The organism is Microbacterium salitolerans (genome assembly GCF_019720895.1).
GTDB lineage: Bacteria > Actinomycetota > Actinomycetes > Actinomycetales > Microbacteriaceae > Microbacterium.
Genome location: NZ_JAHKSH010000004.1, coordinates 247,248 through 265,406, shown reverse-complemented (window position 1 = coordinate 265,406; position 18,159 = coordinate 247,248). Strand labels below are relative to the sequence as shown.

The 18,159-nt window shown below is 71.4% G+C and carries 16 protein-coding genes; 6 read left to right on the top strand and 10 right to left on the bottom strand.

From position 1 onward, the window contains the following. Positions 1 to 29 precede the first annotated feature (29 nt). A complete protein-coding gene (locus KOL93_RS10770; protein WP_221585355.1) occupies positions 30 to 1,193 on the top strand; it encodes an ROK family transcriptional regulator in 1,164 nt (387 codons plus the stop codon). Between the two features lie 15 nt (positions 1,194 to 1,208). Here the strand turns inward: KOL93_RS10770 and KOL93_RS10765 are convergent, their stop codons facing one another. The 6 genes from KOL93_RS10765 to KOL93_RS10740 all read right to left on the bottom strand — a co-directional run bounded on the left by KOL93_RS10765 (position 1,209) and on the right by KOL93_RS10740 (position 8,077). Next, positions 1,209 to 2,636, bottom strand: a complete 1,428-nt coding sequence (locus KOL93_RS10765; protein WP_221585354.1) for an aldehyde dehydrogenase (NADP(+)) — start codon at positions 2,634 to 2,636, stop codon at positions 1,209 to 1,211. Position 2,637: 1 nt separating this feature from the next. Then, a complete protein-coding gene (locus KOL93_RS10760) occupies positions 2,638 to 3,729 on the bottom strand; it encodes a mandelate racemase/muconate lactonizing enzyme family protein (RefSeq protein ID WP_221585353.1) in 1,092 nt (363 codons plus the stop codon). Beyond that, entirely contained in the window at positions 3,726 to 4,661 is a 936-nt protein-coding gene (locus KOL93_RS10755) for a 5-dehydro-4-deoxyglucarate dehydratase (RefSeq protein WP_308291619.1), read from the bottom strand. The genes KOL93_RS10760 and KOL93_RS10755 overlap by 4 nt, the downstream gene beginning before the upstream one ends. Next, a complete protein-coding gene (locus KOL93_RS10750) occupies positions 4,658 to 5,572 on the bottom strand; it encodes an NAD-dependent epimerase/dehydratase family protein (RefSeq protein ID WP_221585352.1) in 915 nt (304 codons plus the stop codon). The genes KOL93_RS10755 and KOL93_RS10750 overlap by 4 nt, the downstream gene beginning before the upstream one ends. Beyond that, positions 5,569 to 6,924: a Gfo/Idh/MocA family protein gene (locus KOL93_RS10745; protein ID WP_221585351.1), complete on the bottom strand. Its 1,356-nt coding sequence runs from the start codon at positions 6,922 to 6,924 to the stop codon at positions 5,569 to 5,571. The genes KOL93_RS10750 and KOL93_RS10745 overlap by 4 nt, the downstream gene beginning before the upstream one ends. Positions 6,925 to 7,009: 85 nt before the next feature. After that, positions 7,010 to 8,077, bottom strand: coding sequence for a M24 family metallopeptidase (locus tag KOL93_RS10740; protein WP_221585350.1), 1,068 nt, complete (start codon positions 8,075 to 8,077; stop codon positions 7,010 to 7,012). A 77-nt stretch (positions 8,078 to 8,154) separates the two neighbouring features. On the opposite strand from KOL93_RS10740, the gene KOL93_RS10735 reads away from it, so the two are divergent. Genes KOL93_RS10735 through KOL93_RS10715 form a run of 5 tightly spaced genes read left to right on the top strand, consistent with a single transcriptional unit; the run spans position 8,155 to position 13,983 of the window. Next, positions 8,155 to 9,672 (top strand): glycoside hydrolase family 43 protein, encoded by a 1,518-nt coding sequence (locus tag KOL93_RS10735; RefSeq protein ID WP_221585349.1) that lies wholly within the window; start codon positions 8,155 to 8,157, stop codon positions 9,670 to 9,672. Between the two features lie 3 nt (positions 9,673 to 9,675). Beyond that, positions 9,676 to 10,692 carry a LacI family DNA-binding transcriptional regulator gene (locus tag KOL93_RS10730; RefSeq protein ID WP_221585348.1) on the top strand — a complete coding sequence of 339 codons (1,017 nt, stop codon included), beginning with the start codon at positions 9,676 to 9,678 and terminating at the stop codon, positions 10,690 to 10,692. Next, a complete protein-coding gene (locus KOL93_RS10725) occupies positions 10,689 to 11,525 on the top strand; it encodes a DUF6807 family protein (protein ID WP_221585347.1) in 837 nt (278 codons plus the stop codon). Before KOL93_RS10730 ends, KOL93_RS10725 begins: the two co-directional genes overlap by 4 nt. Then, positions 11,522 to 12,652: a Gfo/Idh/MocA family protein gene (locus tag KOL93_RS10720; RefSeq protein WP_221585346.1), complete on the top strand. Its 1,131-nt coding sequence runs from the start codon at positions 11,522 to 11,524 to the stop codon at positions 12,650 to 12,652. The genes KOL93_RS10725 and KOL93_RS10720 overlap by 4 nt, the downstream gene beginning before the upstream one ends. Beyond that, complete coding sequence (locus KOL93_RS10715) at positions 12,649 to 13,983, top strand: serine hydrolase domain-containing protein (RefSeq protein WP_221585345.1); 1,335 nt, start codon at positions 12,649 to 12,651, stop codon at positions 13,981 to 13,983. The genes KOL93_RS10720 and KOL93_RS10715 overlap by 4 nt, the downstream gene beginning before the upstream one ends. Positions 13,984 to 14,073: 90 nt before the next feature. Here the strand turns inward: KOL93_RS10715 and KOL93_RS10710 are convergent, their stop codons facing one another. Genes KOL93_RS10710 through KOL93_RS10695 form a run of 4 tightly spaced genes read right to left on the bottom strand, consistent with a single transcriptional unit; the run spans position 14,074 to position 18,136 of the window. Then, positions 14,074 to 14,991, bottom strand: a complete 918-nt coding sequence (locus tag KOL93_RS10710; RefSeq protein ID WP_221585344.1) for a carbohydrate ABC transporter permease — start codon at positions 14,989 to 14,991, stop codon at positions 14,074 to 14,076. Continuing rightward, the gene (locus KOL93_RS10705) at positions 14,988 to 15,452 is read right to left on the bottom strand and encodes a hypothetical protein (protein ID WP_221585343.1); all 465 of its coding nucleotides are present in this window, start codon (positions 15,450 to 15,452) and stop codon (positions 14,988 to 14,990) included. The genes KOL93_RS10710 and KOL93_RS10705 overlap by 4 nt, the downstream gene beginning before the upstream one ends. After that, on the bottom strand, positions 15,442 to 16,728 hold the full coding sequence (locus KOL93_RS10700; protein ID WP_308291618.1) for a glycoside hydrolase family 28 protein: 1,287 nt from the start codon (positions 16,726 to 16,728) through the stop codon (positions 15,442 to 15,444). The genes KOL93_RS10705 and KOL93_RS10700 overlap by 11 nt, the downstream gene beginning before the upstream one ends. Before the next feature lie 22 nt (positions 16,729 to 16,750). After that, entirely contained in the window at positions 16,751 to 18,136 is a 1,386-nt protein-coding gene (locus tag KOL93_RS10695) for an extracellular solute-binding protein (RefSeq protein ID WP_221585341.1), read from the bottom strand. Positions 18,137 to 18,159: the final 23 nt, after the last annotated feature.

Genomic DNA, 18,159 nt, shown 5'->3' with positions numbered 1-18,159 from the left:
CGTCCCGGCGGCTGGATAGGGTAGCGAGCATGATGAGCCGCGGGTCGAGTGTCGGAGGCGTCCGCCGCGCGAACCTCGGCACGGTCCTGCGGCTCGTGCACCGTGCGGGGCCGCTGTCGCGAGCGGCGCTCACGAGCGAGACCGGCCTCAACCGCTCGACGATCTCCGACCTCGTCGGCGTGCTCGTCGCGCAGGGGCTCGTCGCGGAGCGGGATCCCGACCCGACCCGCCGCGTCGGGCGGCCGTCGCCGATCGTCGAGCCGTCGCCCGATGTCGTCGCGATCGCCGTCAACCCCGAGGTCGACGCGCTCGAGATCGGGGCCGTGGGCCTCGACGGCGTCGTGCGCGAGCGCGTGCGTCAGGAGGTCGGCCATCTCCTGAGCCCGGATGAGACGGCGGATCGCGTCGCGACCGTGATCGACGGCTGGCGCGCCAGCTCGCTCGCCGCGTGCCGCGTCGTCGGGGTGGGCGTCGCGGTCCCCGGCCTCGTGCGCGCCGCGGACGGCGTCGTGCGCATCGCGCCGCACCTCGACTGGCATGAGATCGACCTCGCACAGGAGGTCGCGCGCCGCACGGGCCTCGCGGCGCGGGTCGGCAACGATGCGTCGCTCGGTACGACGGCCGAGTGGATCTTCGGCGCCGCCCGCGCGCACGCCGACGTCGTCTACCTCAATGGCGGAGCGAGCGGCATCGGCGGGGGAGTGATCCTCCACGGCGTCTCGGTCGCGGGCGCCGACGGATACGCGGGCGAGTGGGGACAGAACCGGCCGAGTATCCTCGACGCGCACGATCGCCGCGTCGCCGACGGTGTGCTGGAGGACGAGGTCAATCGGGCGCGCCTCCTCGACGTCGCGGGCCTCACCGCCGGCGACGACACGGCCCTCGCCGCGGCGCTGCGGCACGCGCACGAGGACGCGGACGCCGAGATCGAGCGCCAGCGGCGGATCCTCCAGGCCACGCTCGCGAACGCGGCCAACGTGCTCAATCCGTCGGTCATCGTGCTCGGCGGCTTCCTCGCGACCCTGCGCGCGCACGCGCCTGAGGCGTTCGACGCCGGCGTGCGCGCGCAGACGCTTGCGGCCCCCGCGGCTCGCCTCGAGCTGCGTCAGGCAGCGCTCGGCCCCGACCGCCTCCTGATCGGCGCGGCCGAGCTCGTGTTCGAGAGCCTCATCGCGGATCCGCTCGCGGCGTGAGCGCGCGTCCTCCGCTCAGCGACGCGGGAGGACGAGCTCGCCGTCGACCCGTCGGGGGATCGCGAGCGGGTTCGCCTCCTGCAGGGCCGCCGGGAGCACGCGCTCGGGGGCGTCCTGGTAGGCGATCGGACGCTGGAAGCGGCGCACGGCCGTCGCGCCGACGGAGGTGTGCTGGCTCGTCGTCGCGGGCCAGGGGCCGCCGTGGTGCTGCGCCCAGCTGACGGCGACACCCGTGGGCCATCCCGAGAACAGCACGCGACCCGCGATCCGCTCGAGCGCGGAGAGCACGGCGTCGACGTCCTCGTCGGGCTCGGAGTGCAGGGTCGCCGTGAGGTTGCCCTCGAGGAGATCGAGGCCGCGCAGGAGGTCCTGCTCGTCGGCGCAGCGCACCAGGAGCGTGAACGGCCCGAACACCTCCTCGAGGAGGACGTCCGCGTGCGCGGCGAGGGTGTCGACGTCGACGGCCGCGATGAGGGAGCCGCCGTCGCCCGCGACCGCCGTGACCCCCGGCACATCGCGCACGCGCGCGGCGCCGTCGGCGAAGCCCTGCGCGATCCGCTCCGTGAGCATGCGCCCGGGGGTCGTCGCGTGCGCGCCCACGGCCGCCTCGAGTGCCGAATCGGCCGGCACGAACACGACGCCGGGCTTCGTGCAGAACTGGCCGACGCCGAGCTGGAACGAGCCCGCGAGCCCTTCTGCGAGCGCCGACCCGCGCGCGACGTCCGCGGCGGGCGTCACGACGACGGGATTGAGGGATCCGAGCTCGCCGAAGAAGGGGATCGGGGCCGGCCGCGCCGACACGCGGTCGTGGATCGCGCGGCCGCCCGGGATGGATCCTGTGAAGCCGACCGCCGTGATCGCCGGGTGATCGGCGAGGGCCAGTGCGCCCTCGCGACCGTCGACGAGGCCGAGGATCCCCTCCGGAGCGCCGGCGTCGCGCAGCGCGCTCTCGAGGATCTCGTGCACGCGCCGCGAGAGGCGCGGGTGGCCGGAGTGCAGCTTGACGACGACGGGGCAGCCGATGGCGAGCGCCGAGGCCGTGTCGCCGCCGGCGACGGAGAACGCGAACGGGAAGTTCGACGCCGCGAACACGGCGACGGGCCCGAGCGGACGCAGCGCGCGGCGCAGATCGGGGATCGGCGGCGTCGCGGTGGGGTTCGGATGGTCGATCGTCGCCTCAAGATACGAGCCCTCGAGGATCACGTCGGCGAACAGCCGCAGCTGACTCGTCGTGCGAGCGAGCTCGCCGGTCAGACGCGGAGAGCCGAGCGACGTCTCCGCATCCGCGAGGGGGATGAGCTCCGCGGCGGCGGAATCCAGCGCATCGGCTCCGGCACGCAGCCAGGCGGCGCGTTCGGCGTCGGTCGTGCGCAGCGTCGTCGTGAAGGCGTCGGCGGCGGCGCGGCACAGGGCGTCGACGTCGGCGGGTGCGGTGGCGGTCATGTCAGGACTCCTTCGTGGGGTGCGGCTCTGGCGCGAAGCGGAAGCCGAGGCCGACGTCGGGGCCGCCTCGGGCGGATCCGCGCTCGATGACGACGCCCGTGGGGTGGGCGAGCGCTCCGAGCTGCGCGAATCCGGCGTCCTCGACGTCTTCGACCCAGGTCTCGGCAGGGAGACAGAACGCGACCTGCGCCGACAGCTCGGGGAGCAGGTGCGGGGCGAGATCGACTCCGCGCTCGCGCGCGAGGTCGGCGATCTCGAGGAACGGCGTGATGCCGCCGACGCGCACGATGTTCGGCTGGATCACGTCGACGGCCTCGAGGTCGATCGCGTCGCGGAACCGGTGGACCGTGTGGAGGTTCTCGCCGAGGGCGATCGGCACGTCGGTGCGCCGGCGCAACTCTGCGTGGGCGCGGAGATCGTCGGCGCGCAGAGGCTCCTCGATCCACGCGGGCCCGAACGCGGAGAGCTTCTCCATGGCGCGCGTCGCGTGCGGGAGATCCCATCGCTGGTTCGCGTCGATCATGAGCGCGCGATCGGGGCCGAGCACGTCGCGCACGGCCGCGACGCGCTCGACGTCCTCCGCGAGATCGGGGCGGCCGACCTTGATCTTCGCGGCCGTGTGTCCGGCATCGACCCAGCGCCGGGCCTGCGCGACGAGATCGTCGAGCGAGTAGTGCAGGTTGACGCCGCTTCCATAGGTCGGCAGCGCGTCGTGACGCCGGCCGATCACGTCGGTCACGCTCGCGCCGCGGCGCCGCGCTCGCAGATCCCACAGGGCGAGGTCGAGGCCGGCGAGCGCGATCGTCGTGATGCCCCCGGATCCCGCCTCGTGCAGGTGCGCCCAGGCGTCGTGCCAGAGCGACGGATCCGCCGGCCGTCCGGTCGCGAACGCCGCGATGTCGTGTGCGAGGAGAGCCTCGACGGCGTGCGCGCCGATCGTCGGCGTCCAGCTGAAGCCATGGCCGACGCCGCCGTCCGAGTCGTGCACCTCGACGGCGATCACGTGCAGCTCCCGCACATCTGCGCCCCACGGACGCGCGAGGGGGATCGTGATGAGGCGCGTCTCGAGCGAGGCGATCACGGGATCCGTCATGCCGCCCGCACCTCGGGGAGCTCGGCCACCAGCTCCTCTCCGCGGGCGAGGATCTGCGCGAGCCGGTCGGTCTGCGCGGCGTTCGGATCCGTGAGCGGAGCGCGCACGCCGCCGACCGGGAGGCCGCCGAGCCGCACGCCCGCCTTGACGAGCGAGATCGCGAAGCCCGGCACCTCGTCGCGGAGCGCGACGAGCGGGGTGAAGAACTCGTCGAGCAGGCGGTGCTGCGTGGGGAGGTCGCCCGCGCGGAGCGCCGTGAAGAAGCCCGCCGTCACGCGCGGCGCCATCGCGAAGGCCGCCGACGAGTACATCGGCACGCCGATCGCCGAGTACGCCGCCTGCGTCATCTCGGCCGTCAGGAGCCCGTTGAAGAACAGGATGTCGCGGCCGGAGCGCTCGGCCTCGAGCACGAACTGCTGCGCGATCTGCAGGTCTCCCGCGCCGTCCTTGATCCCGACGACGCGCGGGTTCTGCAGGAGACGCGCGATCGAGGCGGGCGCGAACTGCGCGTTCGCGCGGTGGTAGACGACGAGCGGCAGCTCGGTCTCGGCGGCGATGCGCTCGATGTACGCGATGAGGCCCTCCTGCGGGGCACCCACGAGGTACGGCGGCATGACGAGCAGGCCGTCTGCGCCTTCCTCTGCCGCGATGCGTGCGCACGCCAGCGCATGGCCGACCGGCCCTCCCGCGCCCGTGAGAACGGGAATGGATCCGTTCGTCGCGGCGACGGCGGCGCGCACGACGGCGCGGTAGTCGTCGAGCGACAGGGCATGGAACTCGCCGGTTCCGCAGGCGGCGAAGACGGCGCCGGGGCGATCGTCGATGCGCCCGGCGATGTGCTGGGCGACGAGGTCCCCGTCGACGCGGTCGCGGTCGTCGAACGCCGTGACGGGGAAGAACAGCACGCGGTCGGGGATGTCGAGAGTTGTCACGGGGTCGCCTCCTGGGGAACGGTCTGTCGGGTGAGGTGGTCGCGCCAGAGCCTCGTCGCGCGCCAGCCGAGCAGACGCTCGGCCCGGGCGCTCGAGAACACCGACTCGTGACCGGCGAGGTCGCCGGCGTGGGACGCGAGGGCGGGCAGGTGCGTGCGGACGGCGTCGGCCGTGGCGCCCTCGACGAGAGCGTCGGGCGCGCCGACGAAGAACGTGGAGCCGTTCGGCGCCTCGTGCGCCCGGGCGATCCAGGTCGCGACGAAGTCTCCGGCGTCGCGGGCGTCGACGTAGTTGAAGAGCGCGACGGCGGAGAGCGTCGGGTCGGCGATCCGCTCGGCGACGGTGTGTCCCTGCTGGGTCACTGCGCCGTCCCACTCCTGCGGCGCGATGACGTAGCAGGGGCGGAAGATTCCGAAGCGCGTCGTGTCGCCATGCTGGCGGACGGCCATGCGCACGATCTCCTCCATGGCGACCTTCGACGCGGCATACCCGTTCCAGGGCGCCGTCGGATGGTCCTCGTCGAGGGGGAGGTATCGCGGCTCCCAACCCGACGGAGCGCCGTAGCCCATCACCGTGGGGCTGGAGGCCAGGAGCAGGGCGCCGGTCTGCGCGGCCAGCGCGCCGTCGAGCACCGACCACACGAGCTGGGTGTTGATCCGGAAGATCTCAGGGTCGGGAAGCGCGCCGGGGACGGCGATCGCCGCGAGGTGGACGACGGCGTCGGGGCGCTCGCGCACGAGGACCTCGCGCGTCTGCTCGGCGTCGAGCAGGTCGACCTCGATCTGCGTCGCGCGGAGATCGCTCGCGAGCTCGCGATCGAGCGAGACGACGTCGTGGCCGTGCTCCGCGAGCTGCGTGACGACGCTGCGGCCGAGCCGGCCCGCGCCGCCTGTGACGACGATGCGGCTCATCGTGATCGCTCCGCGCCGGTGAGCGCGCGTCCGGCGGACCCGAGCGCCATCTCGCCGATCCGCACGGGGACGCCCTCGGCGAGCGAGCGGTTGCCCGCGATGCCGACGACGACGCTGCGCACCCCGTCGGCCCAGTCGGCCGTGCGGCCGAGCGGGTCGTCGTCGGCGCCCACGAACACGTCTCGCAGCAGGACCGCGTCGCCGCCGCCGTGGCTCCCCTCGCCGGCCGGAATCGGGACCTCGCGGGCGGGAGAGAAGTGCTTCTGCACGACCAGGCGCTCGCCGGCCGGTCGCGTGCCGTCGTCGTCGACGAGATCCGGGCGCGCACTCGGGTCGACGACCGTGCGCCCCTCTTCGTCGACGAGCACGCTGCCGCGCTCGACGACCTGGAGCTCGGCGCGACCCTTCGTACCGTTCACGGCGACCGTGTAGCCCTCCCACGGGGAGTGCGCGTTGAGCGCGTACGACAACGTCGCGCCGCGTGCGTAGTCGACGAGGAGCGCGAGGTTGTCCTCGATCGTGATTCCCTCGTCGAACACGTCGCGGTCGCGCACGTACCCGTCGTGGTGCTCCTGCTCGTAGTAGAGCCCGCGCAACTTGTCATCGGTGCGCATGTCGAGGTGGAAGGCATCGCGCGAGGGGTCGTCGGTCGAGCCGCGTTCCGCCCGCGCGCCGAGGCCGCGCCGTTCGGCGTTCTCGGCGCCGTAGAACCGCAGCCCGCCGCTCGCGAAGACGCGCGACGGGATGTCGTCGATCCACCAGTTCACGAGGTCGAAGTGATGGCTCGCCTTGTGGATGAGCAGGCCGCCGGAGTTCTGCTTCTCGCGGTGCCAGCGGCGGAAGTAGTCGGCCCCGTGCGCGGTGTCGAGCACCCACTCGAAGTGCACGCTCGTGACCTCGCCGATCTCGCCGGACGCGATGACGCGCTTGAGTTCGGCGTTGCGCGGCGAGTAGCGGTAGTTGAACGTGATCGTGACGTCGCGACCGGTGCGCTCCGCGGCGTCGGCGATGTCGCGCACGCCCTGCTCGTCGATCGTCAGGGGCTTCTCGACGACGACATCCGCTCCGGCGTCGAGGGAGGTGACGATGTACTGCGCGTGTGTGTGATCCGGGGACGTGATGATGACGGCGTCGATGCGCTCCGCGCCGACGATCTCCGCGAGATCCTCCGCAGCGAAGCGCCGCGGGCTGCCGAGCTGCGGGTGCTCCCGCTGCGACCAGTCGAGGCGGCCCGGGTTCGTGTCGGACCAGGCGACGAGCTCGCCGTGCGCGGCGTGCGTCTCGGCGAGGGCGCCGAGGTACATCTGCGCACGGGATCCGGTGCCGATGAGGGCGTAGCGACGGGTGGTCATGAAACTCCTCGATGAGTGGGGGAAGCGATTTCCAGGTGGTGATGATGTCGACGACGATGAGAGGGCATCGACGGATCGGTGTCTCTCACTCCCCGCGGGGAAGCGGGAGCGGACGTGCGACGCCGCGCACGGTCGTCGTCGGCCAGTCGGGATCGAGCGAGAGCACGTCGATGCGGCCGTCGGCGACGATCACGGTGTCCTCCGTCTTCGCATGAGGGACCCAGGGGTTCCAGGCGAAGGCCTGAGTCTCGGTGACCGTGTCCGTCGAGTCGGGTGCGGCCTTCGGGTCGCGGCCCGCGTAGCCCGTCGGACCGCCCTGGTGGTGGGCGCGCCAGGCATCGGGGCCGAAGCCATGTCGGTCGTAGGCGCCCGCGATGTCTGTCAGCACGGCGTCGAGGTGCCGTCCCGGCCGCGTCGCGGCGAAGGCGTCGGCCTCGACCTCCCGCAGTGCGCTCTCGGTCTCGGCGTGCGAGGCGTCTCGCGAGAACTGCACCCATCGGGACATGCTCACGTGCAGCCCGTCGCGCACGAACGTCACGACGGCCATCGCGCGTGCGCCGAGCGCGGCGTCGGTCGGGATCGGATGGGGCACCGCGCCGCGGGTCTCACCGGCCGTCAGCGCGACCGCGGGCTCGGCTCCGATCGCATATGCCGCCCGCACGAGCTCGCCGGCGAGCAGGCGCTCGGTCCAGGAGGGCTGCGCGCGTGCGAGGACCTCCGTCACGGCGCGAGCGGTGTCCTTCCCGAGGCGGCGATAGCGCGCGGTCTCCGCGGGGAGCAGCGCGGCACGTGCGGCGCGCACCAGGTCGTGCGCGTCGCGCTCGGGAAGGGTGCCGGGCGGCGCCGCATCGAGCGAGGCGTACCAGGGCGCGACCTCCCAGGAGACGGCCCCGTGGATCTCCTCTTCTGCCAGGCGATCGATCTCGTTCGCGAGCGCCGTCACGGTCACCTGGCCGTCGCGGTCGACCCGCGCGGAGAAGACCGGCGGTCCGCCGAGGGGGACGGCCGTGCGTGCACCGTCGAACAGCCAGGACAGGGCCGCGCCGCTCGTGAGGTGGATCGCGTCGGCGCTCTTCGCCGAGAGGATCCCGCGCAGCCGGGTGATCTTCGCGGCGCGGTCGTCCTGAGCGCCGTCGCTCGGGTGGAGGGTCATCGCATCCTCGTCTTCGTCGGATCTCATGTGACGTGATGACCCTATCAGTAACCGGTTTCTCGTGTACGCTCGGATCGATGACACGTCTCAGCGAAGAGGTCCGGTTCCGCAATCCGATCATCGATGCCGATCTGCCCGATCCCGACGCGATCCGCGTCGGGGACCGGTACGTCATGACGGCATCGAGCTTCAACAGGAGCCCTGGCCTGCCGGTCTACGAGTCCGACGATCTCGTCAACTGGCGGCGCGTCGGCGACGCCCTCCCGCAGGTCGAGCCGGCGGAGTGGTTCCGCGTGCCGCGCCACGGCGGCGGAGTCTGGGCCCCGTCGATTCGTCACCACGACGGCACGTACTTCATCGTGTACCCCGACCCCGACCAGGGGATCCTCGTCGTCACCGCAGACGATCCGGCCGGACCGTGGAGTGCGCCGCGGATGCTCATGGCGGGGCTCGGGCTGATCGATCCCTGCCCGTTCTGGGATGACGACGGTCGCGCATATCTCGTGCACGGGTGGGCGCGGTCGCGTTCGGGGCGGAAGAACGTCCTGTCGGTCGTCCCCGTCGACGCGCAGCTCACCCAGGTGGTCGGCGCATCGGTCGACGTCATCGACGGCGACGACATCGGAGGCTGGACGACGATCGAGGGGCCCAAGCTGCACCGGCGCGACGGCTGGTACTACATCTTCGCGCCCGCCGGCGGCGTGGCGACCGGGTGGCAGGCGGTCTTCCGCTCACGCGACCTGTTCGGCCCGTACGAGGCGCGAAGCGTCCTCGAGCAGGGCGACACTCCCGTGAACGGTCCGCACCAGGGGGCGTGGGTGGACGGCAGTGACGGCCGCGACTGGTTCCTCCATTTCCAGGATCGCGGCCCGTTCGGCCGCGTCGTCCACCTCCAGCCGATGGCCTGGTCGCCCGACGGATGGCCGCTGATGGGCGAGGCGGTCGAGGGCGGCCCCGCGCAGCCGGTGCTGACGTGGCCTTCACCGCACGGCGCGCTCCAGCGCCGCCGGACCCTCGCTGTCGATGACGACTTCGCAGAGGGGCGGCCGGGAGCGACGTGGACGTGGCAGGCCAATCCGTGCGCTGACGCACTGGCGCCGTCGGACGCCGGACTCCGGGTGCGTTCGCGTCCCGACAGCGGCAGCGTGCGGGCTCTGCCGAGCACGATCGGCCAGCCGCTGCCCGGCATGGCCTCGCGAGCGAGCGTGCACGTCGCGCTCGATGGACCGTCCGGGTCCCGGGCCGGCATCGCGCTGCTGGGGCGCGACTACCTGTGGGCGGGCATCCGGCGGAGCGTCGACGGCGACGAGATCATCGTCGCGACGCGGCACCGAGACGACCTGTCCGAGCACGTCGTCGCGCGATCGCGGACGGAGGCGCGACGCGTCGCCGTGACGATCTCTGTCGACGCGGCGGCGGACGCGCTCGTGACCGTCGATGACGGACGCGGATCCGTCGCCGTGGATCCGGCCTTCACGGCCGCGCAGGGGGACTGGATCGGGGCGGAGATCGCTCTGTTCGCCGGCAGCCCGTATGGTCAGCCGGAAGCGATCGGCAGCTTCACCGATTTCCGCATCGATCTCGACGAGGATTGAGCCATGGCAGGAAAGCGCGCGCGTCGCACCCCGTCCCGTGAGACCACGATCTCCGATATCGCGGAGGCCGCCGACGTCTCGAAGGCGACGGTCTCACGCGTCATGAACGGCATCCAGACGGTCAACGAGGACATCGCGGAGCGTGTGCGCGATGCCGTTCGGCGCCTCGGCTACTCGCCGAGCGAGACGGCCCGGTCGCTGTCGCTCGGCGTGAGCAGGACGATCGGCGTCGTCGTGCCCGACCTCGCCAATCCGATGTTCCATCAGGTGCTGCACGGTCTGCACCGGGCGGCGGCTCGCGAGGGCTATCGCGTGCTCGTGGCCGACACGCTCGAAGACAGCGCGGGGGAGGCGACGGTCGCCCTCGACATCCGCAACCGCACCGACGCGATCGCGCTGTTCGCCCCGCGCATGCCCCGCGAGAGCCTGCTCGAGCTCCTGCCGCGGATCGAGCCGGTCGTCGTGCTCAATCGCACGACGGGCGAGCGGGCCGGATCCGTCCTCATCGACTACGAGGACGGCACCCGGCAGCTGGGCGAGCACCTCGTGTCGCTCGGTCACACGCGCATCGTCTATCTGGCCGGCCCGTCCGAGGCACGGTCGAACTCCGCGCGTCAACGGGGGCTCGAACTGGTCCGCTCCGCGCATCCCGACATCGAGGTCGTGGAGGTGCCCTGCGGGCACGCGTTCGAGGACGGACACGCCGCGTGGCCCGGCGTCCGCGCAACGCAGGCCTCGGCGGTCATCGCCTTCAACGACGTGGTCGCGCTCGGCCTCCTGGGCCGGCTCGACGAAGAGGGCGTGGCCGTGCCCGACGACATCGCTGTTGCGGGCTTCGACGACATCCCGTTCTCGCGGTACTCGTCGCCGAGCCTCACGACGATGACCGCGCGCCTCGGCGACGTCGGCGAGCGCACCTGGGCGATGCTGCGTGCCGAGATGCGGGGCGACGCCGATCGCGAGCCCGTGGTCTTCGAACCCACGCTGGCCGTGCGCGCGAGCACGGAGGCGCGGCCGTGAGCGCCGGCGCGACCCTGCGCCTGGTCGACGGCACGATCATCGCGCAGCTGAATACGGGGTCGGACGTGGAGCCGTCCCTGTCTCCCCGCCCCTCCCTCACCGCGACGACGCGCGCCGGCGTGCCCGTGACCGATGTGAGCCCCGCCGACCACGCGCACCATCTCGGCGCGAGCCTGGCTCTTCCGGACGTCGACGGCGTGAGCTTCTGGGGAGGCCGCACCTATGTGCGAGACCGCGGATCCACGATGCTCGACAACCACGGTCGCCAGGTCGAGCGCTCGGTCGACTCACGCGACGATTCGTCGGCATCGCTCCTCGACTGGGTGGCGCCCGACGGCACCACTCTCCTCACAGAGCAGCGCGATCTCGCCGTGACAGAGCGTGACGGCGCCTGGGCGCTCGAGTGGCGTTCGCGGCTCCTGGCGGGCGCGGCGGACGTGACTCTCGGGAGTCCGCAGACGAACGGGCGGGACGGAGCCTTCTACGGCGGCCTGTTCTGGCGCACGCCGTTCGCGGAGGCCGAGGTTCGCACAGCAGACGGTGTCGGCGTCACGCGCGCACACGGATCCCGCTCGCCGTGGCTCATCCTGGAGTCCGCGCACGCGACGCTCGTCGCCGTCACGCGCACCGGCATGCCGTGGTTCGTGCGCACCGAGGGGTACGTGGGATTCGGCCCCGCCGTCGCCGTGTCGGAGCGCCGGCGGATCCCCTCGGGGGGCACACTCGATCTCGATCTGTCGGTGGGCGTCCTCGACGCCGCCGACGCGGCGCAGGCGGACGACGTGCGGGACTGGTTGCTCGACGCGCGTCTGCCGCAGGAGGTCGCATCGTGAACGCCCCTCGAGTCGGCCTGATCGGCACGGGCGGACACGGCGGCTCGCATCTCGCGCGTCTGCAGCGGCGGCACGCCGCGGGAACGGTGCGGCTCGTCGCCGTCGCGGATCCGCACCCGCCGGCGCCGGAGGACCTTCCGGACGGGGTGCGCCGCCATACGGACGGCGCCGATCTCATTGCGGCGGGGGGCATCGACGTCGTCGTCATCTGCACACCGATCCACACGCACTTCCGCCTGGCGGCGGCGGCCGTCGCGACCGGCTGCGATGTGCTCCTCGAGAAGCCGACGACCGCCACGATGGCCGAGTTCGTCGAGCTCGAGGCCCGCGCCGCTCGCGCCGGCGCACGCGTGCAGGTGGGGTTCCAGAGCCTCGGCTCGAGTGCGATCCCATCGATTCGCGAGCGCGTCGCTCGCGGCGAGATCGGTCAGGTCGTGCGGTACTCGGCCACGGGCGCCTGGGTGCGCGACTCCCGCTACTGGCAGCGGTCGCGCTGGGCGGGGAAGCGGACGCTCGACGGACAGGTCGTCGCCGACGGCGTGCTGACGAATCCGCTGGCGCACGCATCCGCGACGGCTCTCGCGATTGCCGGAGCGACGGCGCGCGCCGATGTCGAGCACCTCGACCTGGACCTCTGGCGGGCCAACGACATCGAGGCCGACGACACCTCCGTCGCCGTCTTCTCGCTCCCCGGCGAGGTTCGCCTGACGACGGCCGTCACCCTCGCGGCCCAGCGGCACCACGATCCCTTCGTCGAGGTCGTCGGCACGGCGGGCTCGCTGCGCTTCTGGTACAAGACCGACGTCGTCGAGCGACGGGAGGGCGGCATCGTGCGCGAGGCCGCGCACGCGGTCACGGTCGACCTGCTCGACAACCTGCTCGCCGCCCGCCGTGGCGAGGCGGAGCTCCTGGCGTCGCTGCCGCAGACGGGCGCGTTCATGACGCTCGTCGACGGCGTGATGTCGGCGCCGGATCCGAGCCCCGTGCCCGCGCGCTGCACCGTCGAGCGAGACGATGAGTTCGGCCGCCACGTGGTGGTGCGGGGGATCGAAGACGATCTGGCGCGCGCCCTCGAGCAGGAGCGGACCTTCCGTCAGCTCGGGTCCGACTTCACGCGCATCGCATGATCTCGCGCGGTCCTCTCGCGACGTTCGTCGCGCGCGCCACGGCGCACGACATCGCCGTGCACTCGCTCGAAGTCACGTCGGGTGGAACGACGCTCGCATCGGCGGGCGCACCGTGGCGCGGAGTCGACGCGCCCCACCGCATGTACTCGGTTGCGAAGTCGCTCACCGCGCTGCTGGTCTGCGAGCTCGCGGCGGTGGGTCGGATCGACCTGCGCGATCCGATCCTCCGGCACTTTCCCGATCTGTCGACGGATCCGCACCCGTGGCTCGCGCAGACGACGATCGCCGACGTCCTGTCGATGCGCGGACCGCACGCGAAGACCACGTACGAGGAGTCGGAGCCCGACTGGCTCGCCTCGTACTTCCGCGTCGTGCCGACGCACCGTCCCGGCACGCTCTTCACCTACGACACGAGCGGCTCCTACGTGCTCTCGGCGCTCGTCGAGAGAATCACCGGACAGACGCTGGGCGAGGTCATGCGCGAGCAGCTCATCGCGCCGCTCGGCGATGCCCGCGGATTCCGCATGATCACGGGTCCCGACGGCGTCGGCCACGGCGGCTCGGGCCTCGTGTGCACGCCGCGCGTGATGCTGCGCCTCGCCGAGGCGATCAACGCCGACGGCGTGTGGCAGGGCTCGCGGATCCTCGCGCCCGAAACGGCGCGGCTCGCGGCGCGGCGCCACAACGACGCGTCGATGCAGACGTGGGGCGCGTCGCTCCGGGCCGGGTACGGATACGGATTCTGGCTCCCGCCCGAGGGCGGGTGGATGATGTTCGGCCTCGGTGGCCAGATCGTGTACGGCGATCCGTCTCGGGACGTCGCCGCGGTCGTGACAGCAGACGCCAAGGCCTGCCAGAGCGGCGATCAGCGCCTCGTCGACCTGCTGCTCGACGCGCTGGGGAATCTCTCCGGAGCCGAGACCGAGCTGGATCTGGATCTCGCGGCGCCCTCGCACACGTCCGCCGACGCGCGGGCGATCGCGGGGCGCTTCGCCGCGGCGAGCGGACGCGGGCAGCCCGCGACGATCGACCTCGCGCTCTCCGGCGAGTCCTGCACGCTCCGATTCGATGGACGCACCATCGAGGCCGTCGCCGGCTCACCGCACAGGTTCGCGCTCGCCGATCTCGGCGACGGTGTCGCGACGGCGGGCTGGACGGCGCCCGGTGTCCTCCAGGTGCGCGTCGATGCGCTCGGCGACGACATCGCGACCGTGCGCATCCGCGTGGTGGCGACCGCCGACGACGCCGTCACGATCCAGGCGCAGGGCTTCGGCCCCGCCGTCGATCCGTCCTGGACGTGGATGGGCGACTACGCGCGCATCGGATCCTGACGCGGAGAGGCGCGTGCGGCCTGCTGATGCACGGAACGGCGCCGGCTGCGGACGATGACGTCCGGCGCCGGCGCCGTCCCGTGCGCGCTCTCAGCCCTTGACGGATCCGATGAGCGCGCCCTTGACGAAGAACCGCTGGATGAACGGGTAGACGATCAGCATCGGCAGGGTCGCGACGAAGATCACGGCCATCTTCACGGACTGCGCGGGCGGCATCACGTCGACGGCGGTCTCATTCGCGTTCATCCCGCTCGCGACGATGACGATCTGCCGGAGGAGCACCTGGATCGGCCACTTGTTGGAGTCGTTGATGTAGAGGATCGCGTGCTGGTACGTGTTCCAGTAGAAGACCGCGTAGAACAGGCCGATCGTCGCGATCGAGGCGAGCGACAGCGGCAGCACGATGCGCAGGAACACGCCGAACTCGGAGCAGCCGTCGATGCGCGCCGCCTCTTCGAGGCTCTCGGGGATCCCCTGGAAGAAGCTGCGCATGATGACGAAGTTGAACGCGTTGATGGCCACGGGAATGATGAGCGACCACAGCGAGTCGATGAGTCCGAAGCTCTTGACGACGAGAAAGGTGGGGATCATCCCGCCGCTGAAGAGCATCGTGAACACGACGAGGAAGTTGATCACCCGACGCCCCGTCAGGTGCTTCTTCGAGAGCGCGTAGGCCATGAACGCCGTGAGCACGAGACTCACGAACGTGCCGACCACCGTCACGAACATCGAGACGCCCATGGCGCGGAAGATCGTCGGCGTCGAGAAGATGTATCGATACGCGTCGAATGTGATCTCGCGCGGGATGAGCAGGAAGGGCGTGGTCGCGATCTCGCCCGGCGACGCGAGCGACGCGGCGAGCACGTGGACGAACGGCAGCACGCACGCGAGCGCGAACGCGGTCAGGACGATCGCGTTGATGATCGCGAACGTGCGGCGCCCCGTCCGCTTCTTCCGGCCCGCGACGCGAACCTTGATCGGGATCGTAGCGGAGTTGACGTCGGTCATGTCGAGGGTCCTTGTCGCGTGGAGCGGACGGCGAACAGCGCAGCCGCGAGGAAGAGGAAGAACGCCACGGGATACAGCAGCAGCTGCGTCCCGACGAGGCAGACGAGCGCGGCGCCCAGGAACCACCAGCCGGTCGACCTGCGGCGCGGCCGCCGCGATGCCAGGAAGAAGCCGACGGCGGCGAGGCCGATCATGAGGAGAAGCGAGAACCCGAACCACGCGGCAAGGGTGCGAGCCGCCTCGTAGGCGTCGTCGGTCGACGCGAAGTCGATGCCGGCCGCGGACAGCGCCGGTGCGATCACCTCGTCGAACTCGGCGCGGGTCGACGAGTTGATCGCGAGCGTCACGCCCCCCTGGAGCACGGCGGCCAGACCCACGCCGATTCCCGCGAGCCACATCTCGGGGAGCCGGCGGAAGCTCTTCGCGCGAGGAGCGCGGTGCGGTGCGATGTCAGCGGTCATGGGACGTCACCTCATCGAGCCGGAGGGCCGCGTCGGCACCGGGGACCACGGGATCCGTCGTCGCACCGGTCACGGTGACGCGGGTCAGGCGGACGTCGCGGGCGAAGGCGACGTGGAACCCCTCGGATGCCATCGCCGGAACGCCCTCGGCCATCGCAGGGACCGAGGGGACCGGGTCGTCCGCGAAGACGATCGAGACGTCCTCGAGCGTGACGTGCTCGAGGGGCGCCTCGGGCAGGCCGGACAGGAACCCCGCGCAGGCCGACACATCTGTCGCCGAGACCTGAGCGAGGCGGATCCGCCGGATCATCGGCGTAGAGCCGTCGACGGGAAGCGCGGAGCGATCGGAGACGCGGGGAAGCTGGCCCTCGGGGCCGCAGAAGTAGAAGGGGTTGATCACGATCGGGCAGGCGACGTCGCGCATGATGACGTTCGCCACCTGGACGTCTTCGACGACGCCGCCGCGTCCGCGCCGCGTCTTGACGCGGATCCCGCGGTCGGTTCCCTCGAAGATGCAGCTCGAGATGACGACGCCGCGCACGCCGCCCGACATCTCGCTGCCGATCACGACGGCGCCGTGTCCGCGCAGCATCGTGCAGTTCGCGATCACGATGTTCTCGCACGCGCCGGGTCCGTCGGCGGCCTCGGTCCCGGCCTTGATCGCGATGCAGTCGTCGCCGACATCGATATGACACCCCGTGATGCGCACGTTGCGGCTCGACTCGGGGTCGATGCCGTCGGTGTTCGGCGAGTCGGGCGGATTCACGATGCGGACGTTCGACACGCGCACGTCGTCGCAGAGGAGGGGATGCACGGTCCAGCTGGGCGAGTTGCGCAGGGTCACGCCGTCGAGCGTGATCCGGCGCGACTCGTGCAGTCCGACGAGGGTCGGACGCGGGAACGCGAGGGCCTCGCGGTCCTCGCGGAACGTGCGCCACCAGGTCTCGCCGCCGCCGTCGATCGTGCCGAGACCGGTGATCGAGACGTCGGTCTCCCCGTGGGCCCAGAGGCACGGCGAGTGGATCGTCGTCGGGGCGCCTTCCCAGCTCGCCTCGACGGGCGGATAGAGCGAGGGGTCGCTGACGAACTGCAGCGTCGCCCCCTGCTCGATCCGCAGCTCGATGCGGGAGCGCAGGCGCAGAGCGCCCGTGCGGTGGACCCCGGGGGGAATCATGACGACCCCTCCGCCGGCGTCCGCCGCCCGGTCGATCGCCGTCTGGATGCGCTCGGTCTCGAGCTCATCTCGCGGCGTCGATGTCGCTGTCGCGCTCTGCACCTGTCGCTCCCTCATCGCCCGGTCAGCCGTTGACTTCGGCGTACGCCGCAGTGAATTCGTCGGTGATGGTGCCCAGCTCGCCGTCCTCGAGCTCGTCGATGATCGACTGGTACTCGTCCATCTCGATCTGTCCGACGATGTACTTGTTGTACGCGTCACGGGCCGTCTGCTCGACCTCCGTCCAGCGGGCGTTGTAGGCCTCGGAAGTGAGGGACTGGGCGACGTTCGTCACGGCGTACTCCTCGTTCTCCTCCATCTTCTGGTTGCCCTCGTCGACGTACTCCGTCGTGCTGCTGTAGGTGACGACCTTCTCGGACGGGCGCGAGGAGGCATAGGGCTGCACCTCCTGCTCCCACAGCGGCTGGTCGAGGATCGTCACGACGCCCTCGGCGTCGAGCTCGTAGTGCGTGCCCTCGATCCCGTTCGTCATCGCGGCGAAGGCCTCTTCGTCCATCAGCTTGTCGATGAAGTCGAGCACGGTCCGCAGATCCTCCTCGCTCGGCACCTTCGACTTCGGGATGGCGAGCCAGCCGCCGAATCCGCCGTTCGTATCCGACAGGACGCGACGCGGCACGTCCTCGTGGGTCATGTCGTTGACGAGCGCCCACGACATGGACGTGTCGGGGTCGGCGCTCTCGGAGAGCGCCTGGAAGTTCTTCGCCTCGAAAAGCCCTGTGACGACGATTCCGCCCTTGCCCTGGGCGATGCCGTCGTACTGGTTCTGCTTCTGGACCGTCACGAACTCGTTGTTGACCGCACCGTCCTCGTACAGGCCGCGGTACCACTCCATGGCCTCCGTGAAGGCGTCGGTCGTGAAGCTGGCGACGACCTCGTCGTCCTCGTTGAGCTCGAACACGTCGCCGGCCCCGAAGTAGCCGCTGAGGGAGCGGAATCCGAGGTCGAAGCTCTCGAGGCGGTCGTAGAACCCCGTCGTGTCGTCCTCGCCGTTGCCGTCCGGATCCTCCGTCGCGAAGGCGCGCGCGACGTCTGCCAGCTCCTCCGTCGTGTGCGGCGTCTCGAGGCCGAGGTTGTCGAGCCAGTCCTGCCGCACGAGCACGCCGTAGCGCGCCTTGACCTTCTGGAACGGAACGCCGAAGAGCTCGCCGTCGATGCGGGCGGCCTCCAGCGTCTGGGGATCGATCTCGGCGAGATTCGGGTAGTCGGCGAGGTACTCCTCGACGTCCCAGAACTGGCCGGACGTGAGCGCATTGCGCACGGTCGAGCTGTCGGATTCCGTCAGCGAGACGATGTGCGCGAGCGTGTCGGAGGCGAGTGCCGAGTTGATCTTCTCGTCCTTGGATGCGTCCGGCACCCACTGGAACTCGACGTCGGCGCCCGTGTGGTCCTCCAGGGCGGTCTCGACGGGCCCTCCGGGATCGGGCGTGGTCGGGGTGTGGAGCATCGCCATCCAGCTGATGGTCTCGAGGGGGC